This window comes from Moraxella sp., from assembly GCF_030525845.1.
In the GTDB taxonomy this organism is placed as follows: Bacteria; Pseudomonadota; Gammaproteobacteria; order Pseudomonadales; family Moraxellaceae; genus Moraxella.
The window spans coordinates 19,411-38,961 of the sequence record NZ_JAUNDY010000007.1; the positions used below are offsets into that span (position 1 = coordinate 19,411).

A 19,551-nucleotide genomic window follows, 5' to 3' on the forward strand; every position below is an offset into this window, starting at 1 on the left:
TGTTTTATCATAGGCATAATTTTTAACAAACCTAATTTGTTAATTTCATCCTTACCTATTTTGGAGTATCTCATGAGCGATATTGAAGCAAAAGTAAAAGCAGCCGTTGCCGAGCAACTTAGCCTAAATGCTGACGACATTAACAACGCTGCGTCTTTTATGGACGATTTGGGTGCAGACTCACTAGACTTGGTTGAGCTTGTCATGGCGTTTGAAACCGAATTTGGCATTACCATTCCTGATGAGGATTCAGCAGAGCTAACCACCGTCCAAAAGGCGATTGATTACGTTTCTGCCAAACTCTAATCATAAGTTTGATAAGTCAAACACAAAACCATCTCATTTTGAGATGGTTTTTTGCGGATGGAACACATGGCGTTAAGACGACATTACAAAACATAACAATTTTATGCAAAAATCCAGTGCAAATTTTGGGATTTTGTACTAAGATAATGAAGCGTCTCATTTATTTTTACGGAGGTTTTTTATGGGTATTTTTAGTTTTGCCAAAGACATCGGCGATAAAGTATTTAACCGAGACAAAAAAGAGGAGGCTACCCAAGCCCCATCAGCACCTGCCGAGCCTAATGCTCAGGAGATTGCCAATTTGCTACTTGCTCGCGTTCAAGCCAATGCCAAAGTTGAGGGTCTAAAAGTCAGCTACAACGGCAATACTGACACTGTGGTACTATCAGGTGTGGCAGCTTCCCAAGCCGACCGTGAAAAAGCAGTGTTGGCAGCAGGTAACGTGCAGTACGTTGCTCAGGTTGAGGATAACATGACCGTTGCCACTCCTGAACCAGAATCACGTTTTTATACTGTCAAATCAGGCGACACCTTATCCAAAATCGCCAAAGAAATGTACGGCAATGCTAACGAATACAACAAAATCTTTGAGGCAAACCGTCCGCTACTTAGCGACCCCAACAAGATTTATCCAGGTCAAGTGCTTCGCATTCCTGCCTAAATACACTAAACACCTTGATATTCAAGGTGTTTTTATTTGGGCAAAAAAGCAAAACCACAAACTTGGGGGAGTTTGTGGTTTTATGGGGTTACTACCTGCTCTATCCGTAGGATCGTCCATCGTATCAGCATTCTTCCATGTCGGCTTATCCGTTTGCCATCTCCTTGCTGATGTGTGTATTATGCCAAAACTTACCCACCAAGAAAATACGCAAAAATCGTCAATGCGTGTAAGCCAATGCCTACAAAGCATTTGCCAAAAATAAGTATTTTTGATGTAACTGATTGATTTGACGATATAAATCATCTAAATTCCCTGAATTACCAATGACATCATCGGCATAAGAGAGACGATTTTTTCGGTCGATTTGCTTTTTGATGATGGCTAAAATACCTTCTTCGTTCTGATCATCTCTCTGTTTGGCACGATGGATTTGAACATCGGTGGGTACGTCCACAACCAGTATGCGACTGCAAAAGGCGGTTAGACCTCTGTCTGTGATGATATTGCCATTGGTTTTTATACTTTCTAAAAGTAGAGGGGCTGATAAGATGGCGTAAGGGCTTGTGGTGTGGGCGAGTTCTTGATGTATTTGCTCTCTGATGGCAGGGTGCATGATGGCGTTTAGTTTGGCAAGTTTATCAGGGTCGTTAAAGACCATTTGGCGTAGGCGAGGGCGGTTGAGTTCGCCATTTGGGGCGATGTCGCATCCGAAAGCCTCTTGTAGAGTTGTGATGATGGGCGAGCCTTTGGCGGTAATGGTGTGGCTAATGACATCAGCGTCCACCACATCAATGCCAAGCGTGGCAAAATAATCGCTGACCGCAGTTTTTCCGCTACCGATACCGCCTGTCAGTCCGATGATGAGTTTGTTATTTGGGTTTGTCATGATGGTTTTGATGGATAAAAATACCATCATACACAATCCTGTCAAATAAAGCCAATAAAATGATATAATGGATAAAAATTTAAGATGATGTATTATGAAAATTTTAGGTTTAGAAACCTCCTGTGATGAGACAGGGCTTGCCATTTATGATAGCGAACTCAATGACGGTAAGGGCGGTGTGCTTGCTCAGGTTTTGTACAGCCAAATTGAGCTACATGCCATGTATGGTGGCGTGGTGCCAGAGCTTGCCAGTCGAGACCATATTCGTAAATTAGTGCCACTACTGCACGAACTGCTTGATAAAGCCAAGCTTGACAAGCATGAAATTGATGCGGTCGCCTATACCAAAGGACCGGGCTTGATTGGGGCGTTAATGACAGGGGCGTTATTTGGGCGGACGCTGGCTTATGCGTTGGGCGTGCCTGCCATCGGTGTTCATCACATGGAGGGGCATTTGCTTGCTCCAATGATTGAGCATGGTGGACTAGCATTTCCTTTTGTGTGCCTGCTTGTCTCAGGCGGTCATACCATGCTGGTGCGTGCCGATGGCGTGGGGCGGTACACCATCTTGGGCGAATCCATCGATGATGCGGTGGGAGAGTGCTTTGATAAAACTGCCAAGATGCTTCGCTTGCCCTATCCAGGAGGTCCTAACGTAGAGAGACTTGCCAAAGATGGCAACCCTCGTGCTTATGAGTTGCCACGTCCCATACTCTCTCGTGGTTTGGATTTTAGTTTTAGCGGCATGAAAACCGCCGTCCATAACCTCATCAAAGACACAAAGGGTAGTGATGATGACCCTGCCATCAGGGCGGATATTGCCGCTAGCTTTCAATATGCCGTAGTGGATACGTTGGTCAAAAAATGCACCAAAGCCCTAAATGAAACAGGGCTTGACAAATTGGTCATTGCAGGGGGTGTATCTGCCAATCAAACGCTACGCACCGAACTTGAAAAATCTTTATCAAGGATAAATGCTCATGTGCATTACGCACCATTACATCTGTGTACCGATAATGGGGCGATGATTGCCTATGCTGGCTACTGTCGCCTAAAAATGGGTGGGGCAGATGATTTGGGTGTGTCTTGTGTGCCAAGATGGAGCATGGAGAGTTTGGAGGCAGTTTAGCCATCGCAATTTTACCCAAAATCTGCTATGATACGCCAACTTTACCTATCATTTATGATTGATTATGAAAATTTTACCTAAGCAACAATTTTTAATCGCCCCTTCGATTTTGTCGGCGGATTTTGCTCGTTTGGGCGAGGGCACCCAAGCGGTGCTAGATGCTGGGGCGGACGTGGTGCATTTTGACGTGATGGACAATCACTATGTGCCAAATCTCACCTTTGGGGCGATGGTTTGTAAGGCATTAAAAGATTATGGCATTACCGCTCCGATTGATGTGCATTTGATGGTAAAACCTGTTGATAGAATGATTGAGGAATTTATCAAAGCAGGGGCAGACATCATCACTTTCCATCCAGAAGCAAGCGAGCATATTGACAGAAGTTTACAACTCATCAAAGATAGTGGGGTCAAATGTGGTTTGGTATTTAACCCTGCCACGCCTTTACATTATCTCGATTATACCATTGACAAACTCGACCAGATTCTCATCATGAGCGTGAATCCCGGTTTTGGCGGTCAAAAGTTCATCGACTTTACGCTTGATAAAGTGCGTGCGGTGCGAAAGATGATTGATGAGCGTGGGCTGGATATTCGCTTGGAGATTGACGGTGGCGTGAACCCTACCAACATCCGTGCCATTGCGGACGCTGGCGTGGATATGTTTGTGGCGGGGTCGGCGATTTTTAGTCAGCCTGATTATAAAGCGGTGATTGACAGTATGCGTGATGAGCTTGCCCAGTCGGTGCGTGCGTCATGAGCGAATCTGGTCAAACCCCAAACCCCATTTCCCCAAACGCTCGCCCAAGCCTTGTTCCTATTGGGCTCACCATTGGGCTTGGGGTGTTTGCCTTGATTTTGGCATTGGCGGGTTATGGTTTTCGCTTACTGGCAGGGCATGATGTCGGTGCGGTGGTGCGTCATGCCTCTGTGGTGGTGTCGTTTTTTATGATTGTTGTGCCAAGTTTGTTTGTGGGTGGGGCAAAATTATCCAACAAATTTCAAGGCACTAACATCCAAACTCGCAACGCTCTAACGCTTGGGTTTTTGATTTCGTGCGTGGCGATTTTGACGATTATGGGGCGGTATAGCTGATGAAAATTACCAACATATTGCCCGACCGCTTTGTCCCCAAAGACATTCCCAAAGGCTTGATTTTGGCATTGGTGGTCATCATCATGCTCATGAGTTTGTCCGCTTATCGCTATGGGCAGGGCAACAGCGTGCAGGGCTGGCTACATGTTTTGGAAAATTGGGTGCTGTATTTGTTTTTAATTCCCAGTTGTACCGCTTTGGTGAGTATGCCTATCAAATACCGTGATGATACCTTTGATGTGCGAATGGCGTATTATTTGGGAATGTTTGTGGGGCTACTGTTTATGATGGCAAAACTTCGCTATTGGCGTTAAGATTTTTGGAGTGCAAAGATGAAAATTATCCACGTTGGCGTATTGGCGATATTGTTTTTAACCGCTTGTCAAAGCAATGATATCCAAAAAAGTAGCGATATTCAACAAACACAAGTCCACATGCAGGATTTGGGAGGGGATTATCAAGTATTACCCATGACGGCACAGGCTTTAAGTGGTGTATGGCAATTACAAGATAGCTCACTTGTGGGGAGTGATAATCAAGCATTAAAATTGCACTTTGATGATGGCGTGGTCTCTGTGGTAAATGGTTGCAACAACATCAAAGCTGGCTATCGGGTGTCATCACAACTAAGCATTGACAGACCCATGTCTACTCGCATGATGTGCGATGAGACACTGATGGCGTTGGATAATTTGGCAAGTAGTTTGCTGGGCGGACAGATGACTTTATATGAAAGCTCGTCATCAGGAAAGGTGTTTCTTGGTATCCAAGTTGGCGATAAGGTTTATCGACTGACAAAAGTCTCATCATTTTAGATGTGGGCGATGATTTGTATTTAATCCGCCCACGCCATTTTTAAAATACCAGCAATCACAAAAGGTGAGATAATCACCGCTAAAATACTCCCCGCCCCAAGTAGGGCAAGTGTTGGCAAACCGTTTAGTCCCGTACTGTGCAAATCGACTGCCCCTGTCGCGAAAATCAGCACAGGCAGTTGCATGGGTAGGGCGATGAGTGGGACGAGTACCGCCCCGTTTTTGAGTGTGAGTGTGAGTGAGCTTGCGATGGCGGACAGCATGAGAAGCATGGGCGACCCCACCACAATCGACAGGGCGAGCATGAGTGCGTCATTTGTGGGTAGGTTGAATAATGGAATTGCCAAAAAAGACAACACCGCCACAAATCCTGCACTAAACAGCCAATGCACCCACAGCCTGACCGCGACCCATGTGGGGACGGACGCACCTGATACGACAAGCTGGGCAAGGGTGCCATTGTCAAAATCGGGGCGAAACAATTCTTCAATGCCCATGACAAGCGACAATAACACCGCTATCCACACCGCCGAACTTGCCAGACGTAAAAGTGTGGCAGGTTCAGCCCCAATGGCAAGCGGAAATAGCGTAATGATGAGTAAGAATAGTACGAGTGGATATAGCCACGATACCGCTCCTTGTCGTTTGATGTGCCATTCTCGGCGTAGTAACTCTTTCATTGGGCGAACTCCGCCAAATCTAAGCGTTTATTTGCCCCTTGCATGGCTTGGTGGCTTGTGGCAAGTACTGCCCCACCTGCTTTGGCAAATTCTTGCATACGCTGTTCTAATTTACCCACCATGCTCACATCTAGGGCAGTCAAAGGCTCGTCCAGTAGCCATAAGGGGGCATGAGTTGGGGTCATGATGAATAGTCGTGCCAAACCAATTCGCCGTTTTTGTCCTGCTGATAACTGCACGCTTGATGTATCGCCCAAACCATACAGCCCCACCATGTCAAGGGCGGTATCTATCATCTCATCGTCCGTTTGTATGTCGTATAGGGCGAGTAAAAATCGTAAATTTTGGGCGACAGTCAAGGCAGGGCTAATGCCAAGCTGGTGCGAGACGTACACCAATTTGGATTTGGTGATGTGTCCGTGTGGGGTGGGGAGCAGTCCTGCGATTTGGTTTAATAGGGTGGTTTTGCCAAGTCCGTTCTCGCCAATCAAATGGCAAATGTCCCCTGCCAACAAGGTCAGATTGACCTGCTCGCACAACACAAAATCGCCACGCCCCACGCTCACATCATCAAGGCTTAAAATCGCTGAATCGCCCATAACACACACAATAAATAAAACGTTATCATATCAAATTTTGGGGTAAATTGAAATTGACTTTATGTTAATGGTGTTTTTACATGGGATTTTGGGGCGTGTCGAATTTTTAATATAAAATACTGAAAATATTTCTAAATCATTGCCAATTTGTAAATAATATGATCACGGTTTGGTATGCTCCAATCTTTTATTGTAAAAAGGCTTTTTAAAATGTCCATTTTTTGCTATGCTAAACGATGGTATCTATGTTGTGGTAATAAAGATGTTTAAAAAAATTAAAAGTTTATTTGCAAAACCCCAAACGGACAATCAAACCAAAAGTGAGCTTGCCAATACAGGGACGAGGGACGTTCGCCCAAAAAATGAGGGGGTATCAGCCACCAAAAACGCCCACCCCATTACCAGCCAAATCATGACGTGGCTTGACAAGCAGGACTGGAAATACGACCACCGCACCCCCAGCGAGGGGCATATCCATCATCTTATCATGGGATTTAGCGACCGTGAAAATGATTGGACGTGCGTGTTTCGCATTAATGAAGAAAACCAGCTGGTAACGATATTCGGTATCCTTGAAAATAGCGTGCCAGTCAGTCATTATACTGCCATGCTGATGGAGCTTGCCAAGATGAACATGAATGTGGGGTTTGGTGGGATTGAATTTGACCCCACCGATGGCGAAGTGCGTGCCAAAGTGGCGTTTGATGTGGAGTTTAGTCCGCTAAGTGATAAGGCGCTTGGTTGTTATTTGCAAGCGGTGGCGGGCTTGACCGAAGTGGCACGAAACATCATGCACATTGTGCTGGCGGACGATGAGCCGAGCCAATTTGCAGGGGATTATATTGACGTGGGCGATGAAGTACGAGCGGTAGTTGATGACGAAAAACGCACTTTCTTTTTGCCCACCCAAACCACCCAATAATTTTTAGGATGATTGATGAAAAAACTCCCCCTAATCGCCCTAAGCCTAACCGCTTTACTTCATTCAAACATTGCGTCCGCTAATACAGGCAATGCGGTGATTGTTGCCCCTGCGATATTAGCAGTTAGTGCCTTAATGCTACCAAAAGCATTATATGACAATGCAAAATTCAACAAGACCTGCAAAAAGACCCCACATCATCTCACCACCAATATGGGGTCATATTACAACACGATGCACAACATTTCGCCATTAAGTGCTGATTATCAAGGCTTGGCACGCACGCCGATTGATAAGGTGGGGAAATTACCTGACACGACCAAAGTGGCGGTGTATGGCAATTTGATTAAAAATGGCGAGCAACTTTATATCAAAAATGACACACAAGCCATCAATGTTTTGCCTGATTTGACTTACCAATGTGGGCTTGCCAAGTTGAACGCCAAACTTGCCAAATTTCCTTCCTTGCACGACAATGACAAAGCCATCTTTTATGGGCAAGTGCATTATGATGAACAAAACACGCCTTATCTGACGCTGGATTATATCATTTATGACAAACCGCACAGCAGACAACCAAAATATCAATCGTATTTTGATGAATATGCCGAGATATACAGTGATGAACTCATTGCCTTAGCCAAAGAAGGCTATCCGCACGCCCAATACCAGTTGGCGATTTTATGGAAAGAGCAAGAGAGAAACGGTTTTGCCGAATTGGGTAGAGATGACAGTAAAACCGTCATTGACCCAAAATTGGCAGGGCAATTATTGCAGGCTGCCGCCAATGCCGAAGATGAATGGGCGATGATGAGTTTGGCAATCATTTTAAAACAAGGGGGCAATGCCAACTTGGGGATTGCTCCCAATCAAGCTTTATACAATAAATATTATCAAAAAGTTCCCCAGCTTGTAGATGCCACCAAATACAGCCCCCATTTGTTTCAAGGCTGGGACAAATGGCAAAATTGGCAAAAAATGACCCCTGTGGATTTTAAAGTAACCGTCCAAGACGAAGGGGAGTACAAGGTGTCGTATCGTTTGGAATTGCCTTAACGGTGTGTTATGGTTAAAATCGCCCATTGCCCCGAATTTGCCCTGCCTTTGCCAGACGGACACCGTTTTCCGATGGCAAAATATGACTTGTTGCCCAAAAAACTGATTGCGGACGGTATCGCTAAGCCTTCCCAGTTTTTTGTGCCAACAATGGCAAGCGTGGACGAGATTTTAATCACGCACACGGCGGAGTATTGGCACGCCCTTGATAATCTGACCTTATCGCCCAAAGAGTGCCGTAAAATTGGCTTGCCAATGAGCAAAGCCCTGATAGACCGTGAACGGCTGGTGGTGGGGGCAACCATCGAATGTGCCAAATTTGCCTTAAATGACGGCATTAGCCTGTCTACTTCGGGCGGTACGCACCACGCCTTTGCCGATAGTGGCGAAGGCTTTTGTATTTTAAATGACATTTGTGTGGCGAGTAATGTGCTTTTAAAAGAAGGGCTTGCCAACCGCATTTTAATCCTTGATTTAGATGTCCATCAAGGCAACGGCAATGCGTCCATTATGGCGGACAATGATGATGTCTTTGTGATGAGTATGCACGGCGAGAAAAATTATCCCTATCACAAACCCAAATCCGATTTGGACATCAACCTACCTGATGGGACGGGCGATGATGACTATTTGTCGCTGTTAAAATACCATTTGCCCAAAGTGCTTGATGACTTTAAACCTGATTTTGTCTTTTATCAAGCGGGGGTAGATGTGCTGGCGGAAGATAGGCTTGGACGGATAAACTTAACGATGAATGGGCTATATGAGCGAGAGCGGTTTGTGGTGGAGACGATGTTTCATCGGCAAATCCCAATGGCGGTAACAATGGGCGGTGGCTACGCCCCTGATGTAGGGGTGATTGTGGCGGGGCATAGTGTGGTGTTTAGCGTAGCTTACAACTTATTCAAATCACCTGCCTAATCAAACTCATCACATATTCTTTATTTTGATTATTGCTTATTTTTAATTCATAATCGCCCAATCCGTGATGCCCAATATTACTCACATCGCGAGACAAACCTTTTTCGTCTTTTAAATCGCCATATTTGGCATTTATCCAAAGTTTCAATTCATTTTTTAAAATTGCAATGGAGCAAATGTTATTTTTGGTTTTAAAGCCAATATACACTTTGGTGGTTTTTATTTCTATATTGTCCGCCAAATCTAAAATGGCGGTTCTAAATTCTTGATATAATTCTTTAACATCATCATATTTATTTTCCAAATGATATTCTTCATCATAAGTTTTCACTTCTTTAATAATGTTAATAAGCTCATTATCATCACTAATTTCTTTGGGTTTAATTTGTTTGATACTTGGAGCGGATTTGCTTTTTCTGATTGGGTTAATTATGATAATGTCATTAAAGCGTTTAATTTCCCATAATTCAATGGCAAAATCCTTAAAATTGGTGGATTGTTTTTGGTCATCGGTAAAACTTGGAGCAACAAAAACAATTTTGCTTTGTGACCAATCCACATCGTCTCGTTTTAAATTTTGATTAAGACTTTCATTATATTCAATGATAAATTCTGCTTTATATTCTAGCATTAAATTTAAATAAGAAACCCCTTGGTCAACCACGCTGTAATTTTTATTTCTTTTATATTCAATAATCACAAAGCTGTTATTTTCTGGGTCATGTGCCAATGTGTCAATGCGTTTATTTTTAATGCTAAATTCAGATTTGACAAAAACCAATTCACTAATTTGTGATAAATTTTGTTCGCATAAGGCTTGAATGTCTTTTTCTAACAGAAAAGGCGTTTCTGATAGGGGTGTTAGGGTGTTATTTTGGGTATAAAATAATTGCATTGCTGTTTCCTATAAAAGTCTTTCTTCAAATAATAACTTAAATTGATTGAGTATTAACTGCCAATGAGCAATGGGCATTGTCCACTTTTTTCTAGCAACTTCTAAATATAAATACAGTGCGTTTAAAGCAATTTGGTCGCTCCCAAATACCCTTTCTTTTTTTGCAACTTTCCTTAATTGAGAGTTCAAGCTTTCAATCATATTGGTTGTATATAAAACTTTTCTAAGCTCTGGAATATACTCATAAAATGGTGTTAAATTCTCCCAATTGTGATACCAAGATTTTACCATTGCTGGATAATTTTCTTGCCACTTTTCTGCCATTTCGCTTAATCTTTTTTCTGCAATCTGTAATGTTGGGGCAGTATATATCATTGCCAAATCATTTGATAATATCTTTTTGTCTTTTTTGGCAACACAGGCTAGGCTGGCTCTTTTTTGATGTAAAACACATAACTGAATTTGCGAATGTGGATAAAGCGATTTAATTGATTTTGTCAGTCCCGATAAGTTATCACAACATACAATAAAAATATCTTTAACCCCCCTATTTTTTAATTCCGTTAATATATTTGCCCATATATCCGATTTTTCACGATGAGCTATCCATAGTCCCAAAACTTCTTTGCGTCCTTCTAGATTAATGCCCAGAACAATATGTACAGATTTATTTCTTTGAATATTATTTTCTTTTACCAAAATCCGCATTGCATCTAAATATACAATCGGGTAAATTGAGTCCAATTCTCTGCCTCTCCATAATTCCATTTCCGACTCACTTTTATTAATAATACTATTAATATGACGAGTTGTTAAATGAATGTTTTGTGATGCTGAAAAATGAGCTTGGATATCTGTTTTTATCATGCCTCTTGAATATAAAGAAATAATTTCATCTTTTAATTCAATGGCTTGTTTTTGGGTTAAATTAAGCGATTTTAAAAAAGCATAATCAGAATGGTCATCATCGTCTATACCTTCTAATGGTGCATTTAAGCCAATTTTAATAGCATAATCCATAATTTGACTATGTAAATTTGCTAAAAGTCCGTTTTCACCTAATAAATCTTGGTTATTTTTACAATCTTTTAGCAATTCTAAAATGATATGTTCTGGAATTTGTTTGGACATAAAACACCATTATTTAAAAAAATAAAAATTTTATTTTAACAAATATTTAATGGGTTGGCAAATGGATTTTTTGCTATGCCCCTGATATTGATGTCATTGTGCAGGGGCATAGTGGGGTGTTTGGGGTGGTTAGGGGGATTTTATCTTACCATTCACATACTCAACCACATCTTTAATCAAATACTTCTGTAATGCCAAAATCAGCGTTTGCATTTTTTCAATATCTGGTGCATTATCTTTTGTAGGCAATTGAATATATTTATCCTTAACCACATTCCACCCGCCCAATTTATTTTTATAAGAATAAATTGGCAAATCGGTTACTTGATTGATACTTGCCACCATAAACAAAAATAATTTGGCATCATATTGTTTATCATCATATTTCCATTTTATCGCATAGGCATCGGATAATACCGTAAAATCACGAGATTGAAAATAGGCTCTATACACATCGCTATTAGATGGAATAGAAATCACATTTTTTAAAATCGTTGCATTATCCGTAGGAGTAAAGTAATTAAGCCCTTGATTTTGAAAACTGGAAGTCAAGCAAGGTAAAACATAATCATCAGTTGGTTCTTTGGGTAAACTTTTGGCTGGATAGGGTAATTTTTTGGTTTTGATTTTTTCAAATAAATCGCTCATTTTATATTCAGCCCAATCAATATTATCTGACTGAAACTCATTTAATACTCGCCATTCATCATCGGTCAAGGTGCAGTCTATTAAACCTACTTCTCGTAGATGTTCATTGAGCCGTGCCAAGCGTTCATTCTCAATTTCGCTAATAAATTTCTCCATAAATTCAAAATCAATTTGGCTAATTTTATCCAAATCAGAATTTTGTTTTATTGGGAGAAAAATTTTGTCTGTTTTTAGTTTGTTTAGTGTAGGATAATCTGTATAGCCATCACCATATTTTTTTAATAGGAAATTGATAACAGAGTTAAGAAAATTATAATTTTCTACTGCTTGTACATTTTTTGGTGATAGTAAAAATATATTTTGACTAGCATACCATTGTCTATTTCTAAATTGACAAACATTTTTTCCTATTTGAGTAAGTGAAAAAGTATTTTTTGGATTAGCTGAAAAATCTAATTCTTCTATAAAACCCTGAACACCATTATTTAAAGATGTTCTCCCAATAAAATCAAAATCAGATTTTTTATCAGAAATATCTAATTTTCCTTTATCTACACTTTTGGAAGTGCTAATATCAAACAATTCCTGCAACTCAAATTCCGCCCATTTAACCTGTTGCAATTCTTGGATTAAATGGGTTTGTGCTTTTTTATTTCATCACCGATATTGGATTGTGTTTTGATGATGTTTGCCACTTCCCACGCCAAATACTCTTTGACGGTTTTTTCAAAATCATCAAGCGTTGGTTTGCCATCTATGGGTGCTGACTGGTTCCAATCTGCCCCATTTTTTGGGTCAATCGTGCCTTCAAAATATTCTTTTTCGGTCAATAATTTTAATTTTGATTTACCAAAACGCACCAAATTCACCACTTCTTCATAGCGTTCTTTGGCATTATTGATGTCTTTTAAATTATTGGTAGATTTTTTTCTGTCCGAACGAGCATAACCATCATTACTAAAATCAATAAATTTAACCATTTCATCAGCGTGATGTTTTTCACCCACTTTAAAAACATAGATATGGGTTTGCACGCTTGACTTGCCAATAAATAAATCAAGAGGCATTCTAATGCTGGCAATTAAAGTATGTTTTTGTAAAATACGCTGATTGATTTCTTGTGCTTTGCCATTGCCTGCGGTATCTTTAATCAAAATAGCAGCATAGCCTTTATTCATCATATTTAAAGCGGTTTCTACAAAATTCATTCCATTGCCATTGGCGGAATAAGGCGGATTTAACACAAAAGCGTCCGCAGGGAATTTATCGTCCGTATTATCAAACCCATAATTGCCATTAAAATCCACTAATGAATCTTTGTTGATGATATTAGAACTGCCATCACCCATCATAATCATATTTAAAATGGCAAGCATATAAACACTGGATAACAATTCTAGCCCCAATAATTGTTTGGCTTTGATATGAGCTTCTTTTTTGCGTAACTCATCAGGAGAATGAATATTTTCTCTGGCATCTTTTAGCATTTCATTCATTGCTGCTACCAAAAGCCCTGCTGAACCTGTGGCAAAATCCCAAACAAAACTATCTTTATTAACCCTTGCTAATTTTGCCAATAATGTTGCAACATAAGCAGGTGTTAATACGACATCATTTAATTTGTCTTGGGTAAAACCCAGCCAAGAATACATTTCATTAAAAAGTTTGCCTGTAAAATCTGTGGTTAAACCAATTTTATAATAAATTCCCAAATCATCTACAATTTTAGCAAATACTCTTTTTAATTGGCTTTCACCATCGTGTGCTTTGTTGATATTATCTGTTAAAAGTGTATTAGATAATGTACGAATGATTAACTCTTTTTTATCTTGTGGCAATTGTTTTTCATTAAAAAATGCGTTAATTTTTCGGATAATAATATCGCCATCTCTATCGCCTTCTTCTTGACTGGATTTTAAATCTTCTTTTTCTAGGGGTTTTACCTTACCAGCAACGCCAATCGTTGCAATAATTGCAGCAGCAACAAGATAAACACGGTCATTTTCTCCCAAGCCTTTTTCATTTTGGTAAATGTCATTATTTAATTTTGTTAGGCTGGCGGAAATTTCCTTTTCACGCTTTTCTTTAATTTTTTCTAATTCATCTGGCGAAAGTGATAATTGTTTAACTTGTGCAATAAAGTTATCAAAATTATCTTTGGCTAAAAATGAAAAGTCATTAAAATCAGCAACTTTTTGTCCTACACCAAGATTGGATTTTGAAACATAATATACGCCAATTTGATGACGAATATTGCCTTTTTCATCTTTTTCACCTGTCATACCAATGGCGATAATATGGGTATAACTGGTATGATGAAGTAAAGCATTGGCATAATGCACAGCACCATTAACCGCATAGCCATTGATATTGGTAAAATTGGGTTCATTTTTGGCATTGCGATTGTCCACATTGCCATCTTTATCTAATTTAACAAGTTTATCCGCATAACCTTTATATTCAATCAAAATAGGATAATAATCGGTATTATTATCTTGCAAAAGTAATTTTACATCAGGGCGATTTCCACCTGTACCACCGTTTTTTGAATAATAATATTGCAGGGCTTTATCAATTTCATCATTCAACGATTCTTGTTCTAACTTATAGGATAAACCATAGCTTTTCAACCAACCATTTGCTAAATCAGCAATATTTGGTTCTATACTTTGAGATTTTTTCTTTGCCATTTTAATCACTTTTAAAATATTAAATAATAGATTTAAATTGATGGGAATTGGGCATAATCAATCATAATTATGCCCAGTCTTCTTACAGAGCGTCAATCTCCCCCATACTCTCCTTCACCTTCCCAATCTGCCCTTCAAGCTCACTCAATTTCTCTCGTTCAGCCGAAACGACACTTGCAGGGGCTTTGGCAACAAAGGCTTCATTATTTAGCTTATTGGCAATTTGGTCGTATTGTTTGGTAAGTTTTTCTAGCTCTTTATTAAGACGAGCCAATTCTACCGCAGGGTCAATCAAGCCTTTCATTGGCACAAGCACCACCGCACCACCAACCACGCTGGACGATGACAATGGGGCTTTTTCATCATTACCTAAAAACGCCAAACTTTCTACTTTGGCAAGGGCTTTAAATAAGGGTTCAATTCTTTGAATTTGTGTTTTTTCGCCCTCATTGATGTTTTGCAATAAGACAGGTAATAATTTGGCATTACCCAAATTCATCTCACCACGAATATTTCGCACCGCCCCAATTAAACCTTGTAGCCAATTCATATCATTTTCGGCTTGCTCGTTAATACGACTTTCATCAGCGATTGGATATTGAGCAAGCATAATGCTTTCTCCGCCACGCCCAATCATCGGAGTCAGTGTTTGCCAAATTTCTTCGGTAATAAATGGCATAATTGGATGCGTTAATCGTAATGCTACTTCCATCACCGACAATAATACATAACGCACTTGGGCTTTGCGTTCATCGCTAATATTCGGGTCATTTAATACAGGTTTGGTGAGTTCCACATACCAATCGCAATACTCATTCCAAATAAAATCGTAAATCGCCTGACTTGCCAAATCCAAACGATAAGTTTCAAAGGCTAATTTCACCGCCAATTCTGCTTTTTGTAATCGACTAATAATCCATTGTTCTGGCAATTCCCAAAGTTCTGGTTTTGCCGCTTGGTGGATTTCTTTACCGTCCACATTCATCAAAACAAATCTTGTGGCATTCCAAATTTTATTACAGAAATTACGATAGCCTTCAACGCGTTTTAAATCAAATTTAATATCCCGCCCTGTATTCGCCAACGCACAGAAGGTAAATCGCACCGCATCTGTGCCATAGGCATTGATACCATTTTCAAATTCTTTACGGGTGGCTTTTTCGATTTTGCTGGCTTGTTTTGGATTCATCAATCCTGATGTACGCTTGGCAACCAAACTTTCCAAATCAATACCATCAATCAAATCTAATGGGTCAAGCACATTGCCCTTAGATTTGGACATTTTTTGTCCTTCGCTATCACGCACCAAACCATGCACATAAACGGTTTTAAATGGCACTTGTGGCGTGCCGTCTTGGTCTTTGACAAAGTGCATGGTCATCATAATCATACGGGCAACCCAGAAGAAAATGATATCAAAGCCTGTTACGAGTACCGAAGTTGGGTGGAATTTTTGCAAGATTTCATTTTGTAAATCAAGCTCTTCTTTGCCAGTCCAGCCAAGCGTTGAGAATGTCCATAAGGCTGATGAGAACCAAGTATCTAACACATCTTCATCTTGTTTTAATGCGGTATCGCCCAAATTGTGCTTTTGACGTACTTCCTCTTCACTGCGTCCCACATAAATATTGCCTGCATCATCATACCACGCAGGAATACGATGACCCCACCATAATTGGCGACTAATACACCAATCTTGAATATCACGCATCCATGCCATATACATATTGGTATATTGTTCTGGTACAAATTTAATGCGTCCGTCTTGTACTGCTTCAATGGCAGGTTTGGCTAATACTGCTGCTCTGACATACCATTGGTCAGTTAAGAATGGCTCAACAATCACGCCAGAACGGTCGCCACGAGGGGCTTTTAAGGTGTAAGGCTCGATTTTTTCTAGCCAACCTTCACTTTCAGCTTGTGCCACCAATTTTTTACGTGCTTCAAAACGTTCTAATCCTGCATAATCGCTTGGTGCAGTAATACGTTCACTAACCGCTTCATCTGATTTCTTGATGAAATCAAATTCTGCTAAAATTTCAGCATTGATATTAAAAATATTGATAAGCGGTAGATTGTGGCGTTTACCGACTTCATAATCATTAAAATCATGAGCAGGGGTAATTTTGACACAGCCTGTACCGAAGTCTTTTTCCACATAATCATCAGCGACAATTGGCACTTCACGCCCTGTAATTGGCAGCACAATGGTTTTACCAATTAAATGCCCGTAACGCTCATCTTCAGGGTGAACCGCTACCGCCGTATCGCCAAGTAAAGTTTCAGGACGTGTGGTTGCCACAACCAAATGGTCTTTACCATCAGCAGTTTTTAATGATTTATCGGCAAAGAAATATTTAAAATGCCACAATGAGCCTTGCTCTTCGCTGCTTTCGACTTCAAGGTCGGACAAAGCGGTGTGTAGTTTTGGGTCCCAGTTGACTAGGCGTTTACCACGATAAATCAAGCCTTCCTCAAACAAACGCACAAATACTTCTTTAACCACGTCTGATAAATCATCGTCCATCGTAAAGCGTTCACGAGACCAGTCCACGCTTGAACCTAAACGGCGGATTTGCTGGGTGATTGTGCCGCCTGATTGGGCTTTCCATTCCCATACTTTTTCTAAGAATTTTTCTCGACCCAAGTCATGGCGTGTGATGTTTTGTAAGCCAAGCTGACGTTCTACCACCATTTGTGTGGCGATACCTGCATGGTCAGTCCCCGGTTGCCACAGGGTATTAAAGCCTTTCATACGATGATAGCGGGTCAAGGAATCCATGATGGTATTGTTAAAACCATGTCCCATGTGTAATGAACCCGTTACATTTGGTGGTGGCAAGGCAATCGAAAACGACTGTTCTTTATCGGTGGTAGGTTTAAAATAGCCCTTTTCTTCCCAGTTTTGATACGTGCCTGCTTCGATTTCGACAGGATTATAAGTGGCTGAGAGTTTGTCTAATGTGCTCATGCAAAAGCTCCAAATTTTGGTAAAAAATACGCTCTATTCTAACATAAGAATTGGGAAGTTTTGGGGATTTTAGTGATAAAGAGTTGGTATTTGGTCGGTCATAAATATTGGGTATGTCAGCTAGTCTGGTGGGGTGTGTGCCTAAGATGGGCGATTTGTGCTAAAATAACCCATTTTAATGATAAGACCTAAGTTAATGACCCCCAAAAATATCCTTCTTGCCGTCACAGGCGGTATTTCCGCCTATAAATCCGCCATTTTGGCACGCCTACTCATCAAAAACGGACACCGTGTGCGAGTGATGATGACACAAGGGGCGTGTGCCTTTATCACACCTTTGACCTTGCAAGCCTTGACAGGCAATGAAGTGCATACTGAGCTTTTGGACGAAACCGCCGAAAAAGGCATGGGGCACATTGAGCTTGCCAAATGGGCGGATTTGGTGGTGATTGCCCCTGCAAGTGCCAATACCATTGGTAAACTGGCGAATGGCTTGGCGGACAACCTTGTAACCAATGTCATTCTTGCCACCACCGCCCCTGTGATGCTTGTGCCAGCGATGAATCAGGCGATGTGGGGCAACGCCATTGTGCAGGACAATTTAGCCAAACTTGCCCGTTTTGGCTTTGTCATCATTCCCCCCGACAGCGGCGAGCAGGCGTGTGGCGATGTCGGGGCAGGCAGATTGCCCGAGCCAGAGAGTTTATGCGAGCAAATTAACCAATTTTTAACCGTCCAAAACACCGCCCAAACTTTGGCGGGCAAAACAGTTGTCATCACCGCAGGGGCAACGCTTGAACCCATTGACCCCGTCCGCTACTTATCCAACCATTCCACAGGTAAAATGGGCTACTCGCTTGCAAAAGCGTGCGTGAATGCAGGAGCAAAAGTCGTCCTTGTCGTAGGGGCAAAGGTCAATTTGCCCACGCCAATGGGGGCGGACAAAATCACGATAGGCACGGCTGACGAGATGTTAAAAGTATGCTTGGAAGTGTGCCAAACGGCGGATATTTTTATCGCCACCGCTGCTGTGGCGGATTTTAGGGTTGAGAGTATCGCCACACAAAAACTTAAAAAAACCGCCGACAATGACGGCTTGACCTTACACCTTGTCAAAAATCCTGATGTCTTGGCGACAATTTCCACCACTTATCCACACCTTTTAACGGTTGGTTTTGCAGCCGAGACCAACGATGTGGAAAATTATGCCAAAGGCAAACTCATCGCCAAGAATTTGGATATGATTGCTTGTAATGATGTCTCGGATAAAACGATTGGGTTTGGCTCTGATGACAATGCGATGACGGTGTTTTTTGCTGAGAAATATGGATTTAATGAAGTGAAACTGGCTAAAATGAGTAAGGATAAGATTGCTCAAAATTTGGTGGACTGTGTGGCAAGGTTATTAAATGGCAATTGAGTTACTAAACCGCAAGCGTGATTTGGTGCTTGCTCCGATTTATTATGCCCAAGCCAAAAGGGTTGCCAAAACCACCCTAAGATTGCCCGAGCCTGATGGCGAGCGGGTCAGGCGGTTCGGTGGGGATAATGCGGTGTCGCTTGCGATTTTTGGCGACAGTGCAGGGGCGGGCGTGGGCGTGGACAGTCAAGATGACGCTCCGCTTGGGCGGATTGGCAAGGGGCTTGCCGAACAAGGTTTGGGCGTCAATGCCGAGCTACACGCCACCAGCGGACATACCAGTTTTGATTTACTCTACCGTTTGTATGCGATGGGTGCGTGTAGCTTTGATGTGGCGATTATCAGCATTGGGGTCAATGATGTCATCAAAGCCAGCTCCGATAAGGCGTGGGCGGACAATCTACACGCCATCATCGCCATCTTAAAACGCAAATTTGGCGTGTCGCACATTCTGTTTTTGAGTTTGCCCCCAATGCACCTAGCCCCAAGTTTGCCCACGCCCTTAAATGGCTTAATCGGACGGCGAGCGGCACAGTTAAGTGTGATTTTGGCAGACATTTGCCAAGCCTATCAAGGCGTGCATTATGTCAAAGATGAATTTGATAAAGTCAAGCTTGACCGCCAAGCGATGTTTGCCAAAGATGGCTTTCACCCAAGCAAGCTGACTTATGGGGTGTGGGCGGATACTTTGGTGGGGTGTGTTGCCAACTTATTAAAATAAAA

Annotated in this window: 20 protein-coding genes; 12 read left to right on the plus strand and 8 right to left on the minus strand. The window is 41.5% G+C overall.

Annotated features, from left to right (window positions below):
• Positions 1–72: 72 nt before the first annotated feature.
• Both acpP and lysM read left to right on the plus strand, forming a co-directional pair.
• Entirely contained in the window at positions 73–306 is a 234-nt protein-coding gene (gene acpP / locus Q4B79_RS04215; RefSeq protein WP_303085181.1) for an acyl carrier protein, read from the plus strand.
• A gap of 181 nt (positions 307–487) precedes the next feature.
• Positions 488–967 (plus strand): peptidoglycan-binding protein LysM, encoded by a 480-nt coding sequence (gene lysM / locus Q4B79_RS04220; protein ID WP_303085182.1) that lies wholly within the window; start codon positions 488–490, stop codon positions 965–967.
• A gap of 241 nt (positions 968–1,208) precedes the next feature.
• Here the strand turns inward: lysM and coaE are convergent, their stop codons facing one another.
• Complete coding sequence (coaE, locus tag Q4B79_RS04225) at positions 1,209–1,886, minus strand: dephospho-CoA kinase (protein ID WP_303085183.1); 678 nt, start codon at positions 1,884–1,886, stop codon at positions 1,209–1,211.
• Positions 1,887–1,950: 64 nt separating this feature from the next.
• On the opposite strand from coaE, the gene tsaD reads away from it, so the two are divergent.
• The 5 genes from tsaD to Q4B79_RS04250 all read left to right on the plus strand — a co-directional run bounded on the left by tsaD (position 1,951) and on the right by Q4B79_RS04250 (position 4,895).
• Complete coding sequence (gene tsaD / locus Q4B79_RS04230) at positions 1,951–2,985, plus strand: tRNA (adenosine(37)-N6)-threonylcarbamoyltransferase complex transferase subunit TsaD (protein WP_303085184.1); 1,035 nt, start codon at positions 1,951–1,953, stop codon at positions 2,983–2,985.
• Between the two features lie 64 nt (positions 2,986–3,049).
• Positions 3,050–3,745 carry a ribulose-phosphate 3-epimerase gene (rpe, locus tag Q4B79_RS04235; protein WP_303085185.1) on the plus strand — a complete coding sequence of 232 codons (696 nt, stop codon included), beginning with the start codon at positions 3,050–3,052 and terminating at the stop codon, positions 3,743–3,745.
• Positions 3,742–4,080, plus strand: a complete 339-nt coding sequence (locus Q4B79_RS04240) for a hypothetical protein (RefSeq protein ID WP_303085186.1) — start codon at positions 3,742–3,744, stop codon at positions 4,078–4,080. The genes rpe and Q4B79_RS04240 overlap by 4 nt, the downstream gene beginning before the upstream one ends.
• On the plus strand, positions 4,080–4,394 hold the full coding sequence (locus Q4B79_RS04245) for a hypothetical protein (protein ID WP_303085187.1): 315 nt from the start codon (positions 4,080–4,082) through the stop codon (positions 4,392–4,394). Before Q4B79_RS04240 ends, Q4B79_RS04245 begins: the two co-directional genes overlap by 1 nt.
• A gap of 18 nt (positions 4,395–4,412) precedes the next feature.
• Complete coding sequence (locus Q4B79_RS04250) at positions 4,413–4,895, plus strand: META domain-containing protein (RefSeq protein WP_303085188.1); 483 nt, start codon at positions 4,413–4,415, stop codon at positions 4,893–4,895.
• 20 nt (positions 4,896–4,915) lie between these two features.
• Here the strand turns inward: Q4B79_RS04250 and Q4B79_RS04255 are convergent, their stop codons facing one another.
• Positions 4,916–5,575: a heme exporter protein CcmB gene (locus Q4B79_RS04255; protein WP_303085189.1), complete on the minus strand. Its 660-nt coding sequence runs from the start codon at positions 5,573–5,575 to the stop codon at positions 4,916–4,918.
• Complete coding sequence (gene ccmA, locus Q4B79_RS04260; RefSeq protein ID WP_303085190.1) at positions 5,572–6,174, minus strand: heme ABC exporter ATP-binding protein CcmA; 603 nt, start codon at positions 6,172–6,174, stop codon at positions 5,572–5,574. The genes Q4B79_RS04255 and ccmA overlap by 4 nt, the downstream gene beginning before the upstream one ends.
• 262 nt (positions 6,175–6,436) lie before the next feature.
• On the opposite strand from ccmA, the gene Q4B79_RS04265 reads away from it, so the two are divergent.
• Genes Q4B79_RS04265 through Q4B79_RS04275 form a run of 3 tightly spaced genes read left to right on the plus strand, consistent with a single transcriptional unit; the run spans position 6,437 to position 9,073 of the window.
• Complete coding sequence (locus Q4B79_RS04265; protein ID WP_303085191.1) at positions 6,437–7,096, plus strand: YbjN domain-containing protein; 660 nt, start codon at positions 6,437–6,439, stop codon at positions 7,094–7,096.
• 15 nt (positions 7,097–7,111) lie between these two features.
• Positions 7,112–8,152 carry a hypothetical protein gene (locus tag Q4B79_RS04270; RefSeq protein WP_303085192.1) on the plus strand — a complete coding sequence of 347 codons (1,041 nt, stop codon included), beginning with the start codon at positions 7,112–7,114 and terminating at the stop codon, positions 8,150–8,152.
• A gap of 9 nt (positions 8,153–8,161) precedes the next feature.
• Entirely contained in the window at positions 8,162–9,073 is a 912-nt protein-coding gene (locus Q4B79_RS04275) for a histone deacetylase (RefSeq protein ID WP_303085193.1), read from the plus strand.
• On the opposite strand, the gene Q4B79_RS04280 is transcribed toward Q4B79_RS04275, so the two are convergent.
• The 5 genes from Q4B79_RS04280 to Q4B79_RS04300 form a co-directional block, all read right to left on the minus strand.
• Positions 9,057–9,968: a DUF5655 domain-containing protein gene (locus Q4B79_RS04280; RefSeq protein WP_303085194.1), complete on the minus strand. Its 912-nt coding sequence runs from the start codon at positions 9,966–9,968 to the stop codon at positions 9,057–9,059. The genes Q4B79_RS04275 and Q4B79_RS04280 overlap by 17 nt on opposite strands.
• A 9-nt stretch (positions 9,969–9,977) precedes the next feature.
• Entirely contained in the window at positions 9,978–11,099 is a 1,122-nt protein-coding gene (locus Q4B79_RS04285; RefSeq protein WP_303085195.1) for an IS256 family transposase, read from the minus strand.
• A 129-nt stretch (positions 11,100–11,228) separates the two neighbouring features.
• Positions 11,229–12,368 (minus strand): restriction endonuclease subunit S, encoded by a 1,140-nt coding sequence (locus tag Q4B79_RS04290; RefSeq protein WP_303085196.1) that lies wholly within the window; start codon positions 12,366–12,368, stop codon positions 11,229–11,231.
• 8 nt (positions 12,369–12,376) lie between these two features.
• The gene (locus Q4B79_RS04295) at positions 12,377–14,437 is read right to left on the minus strand and encodes an N-6 DNA methylase (protein WP_303085197.1); all 2,061 of its coding nucleotides are present in this window, start codon (positions 14,435–14,437) and stop codon (positions 12,377–12,379) included.
• Positions 14,438–14,519: 82 nt separating this feature from the next.
• A complete protein-coding gene (locus tag Q4B79_RS04300) occupies positions 14,520–17,408 on the minus strand; it encodes a valine--tRNA ligase (protein WP_303085198.1) in 2,889 nt (962 codons plus the stop codon).
• Positions 17,409–17,604: 196 nt separating this feature from the next.
• On the opposite strand from Q4B79_RS04300, the gene coaBC reads away from it, so the two are divergent.
• Complete coding sequence (gene coaBC / locus Q4B79_RS04305) at positions 17,605–18,828, plus strand: bifunctional phosphopantothenoylcysteine decarboxylase/phosphopantothenate--cysteine ligase CoaBC (protein ID WP_303085199.1); 1,224 nt, start codon at positions 17,605–17,607, stop codon at positions 18,826–18,828.
• Positions 18,818–19,549 carry an SGNH/GDSL hydrolase family protein gene (locus Q4B79_RS04310; RefSeq protein ID WP_303085200.1) on the plus strand — a complete coding sequence of 244 codons (732 nt, stop codon included), beginning with the start codon at positions 18,818–18,820 and terminating at the stop codon, positions 19,547–19,549. The genes coaBC and Q4B79_RS04310 overlap by 11 nt, the downstream gene beginning before the upstream one ends.
• Positions 19,550–19,551: the final 2 nt, after the last annotated feature.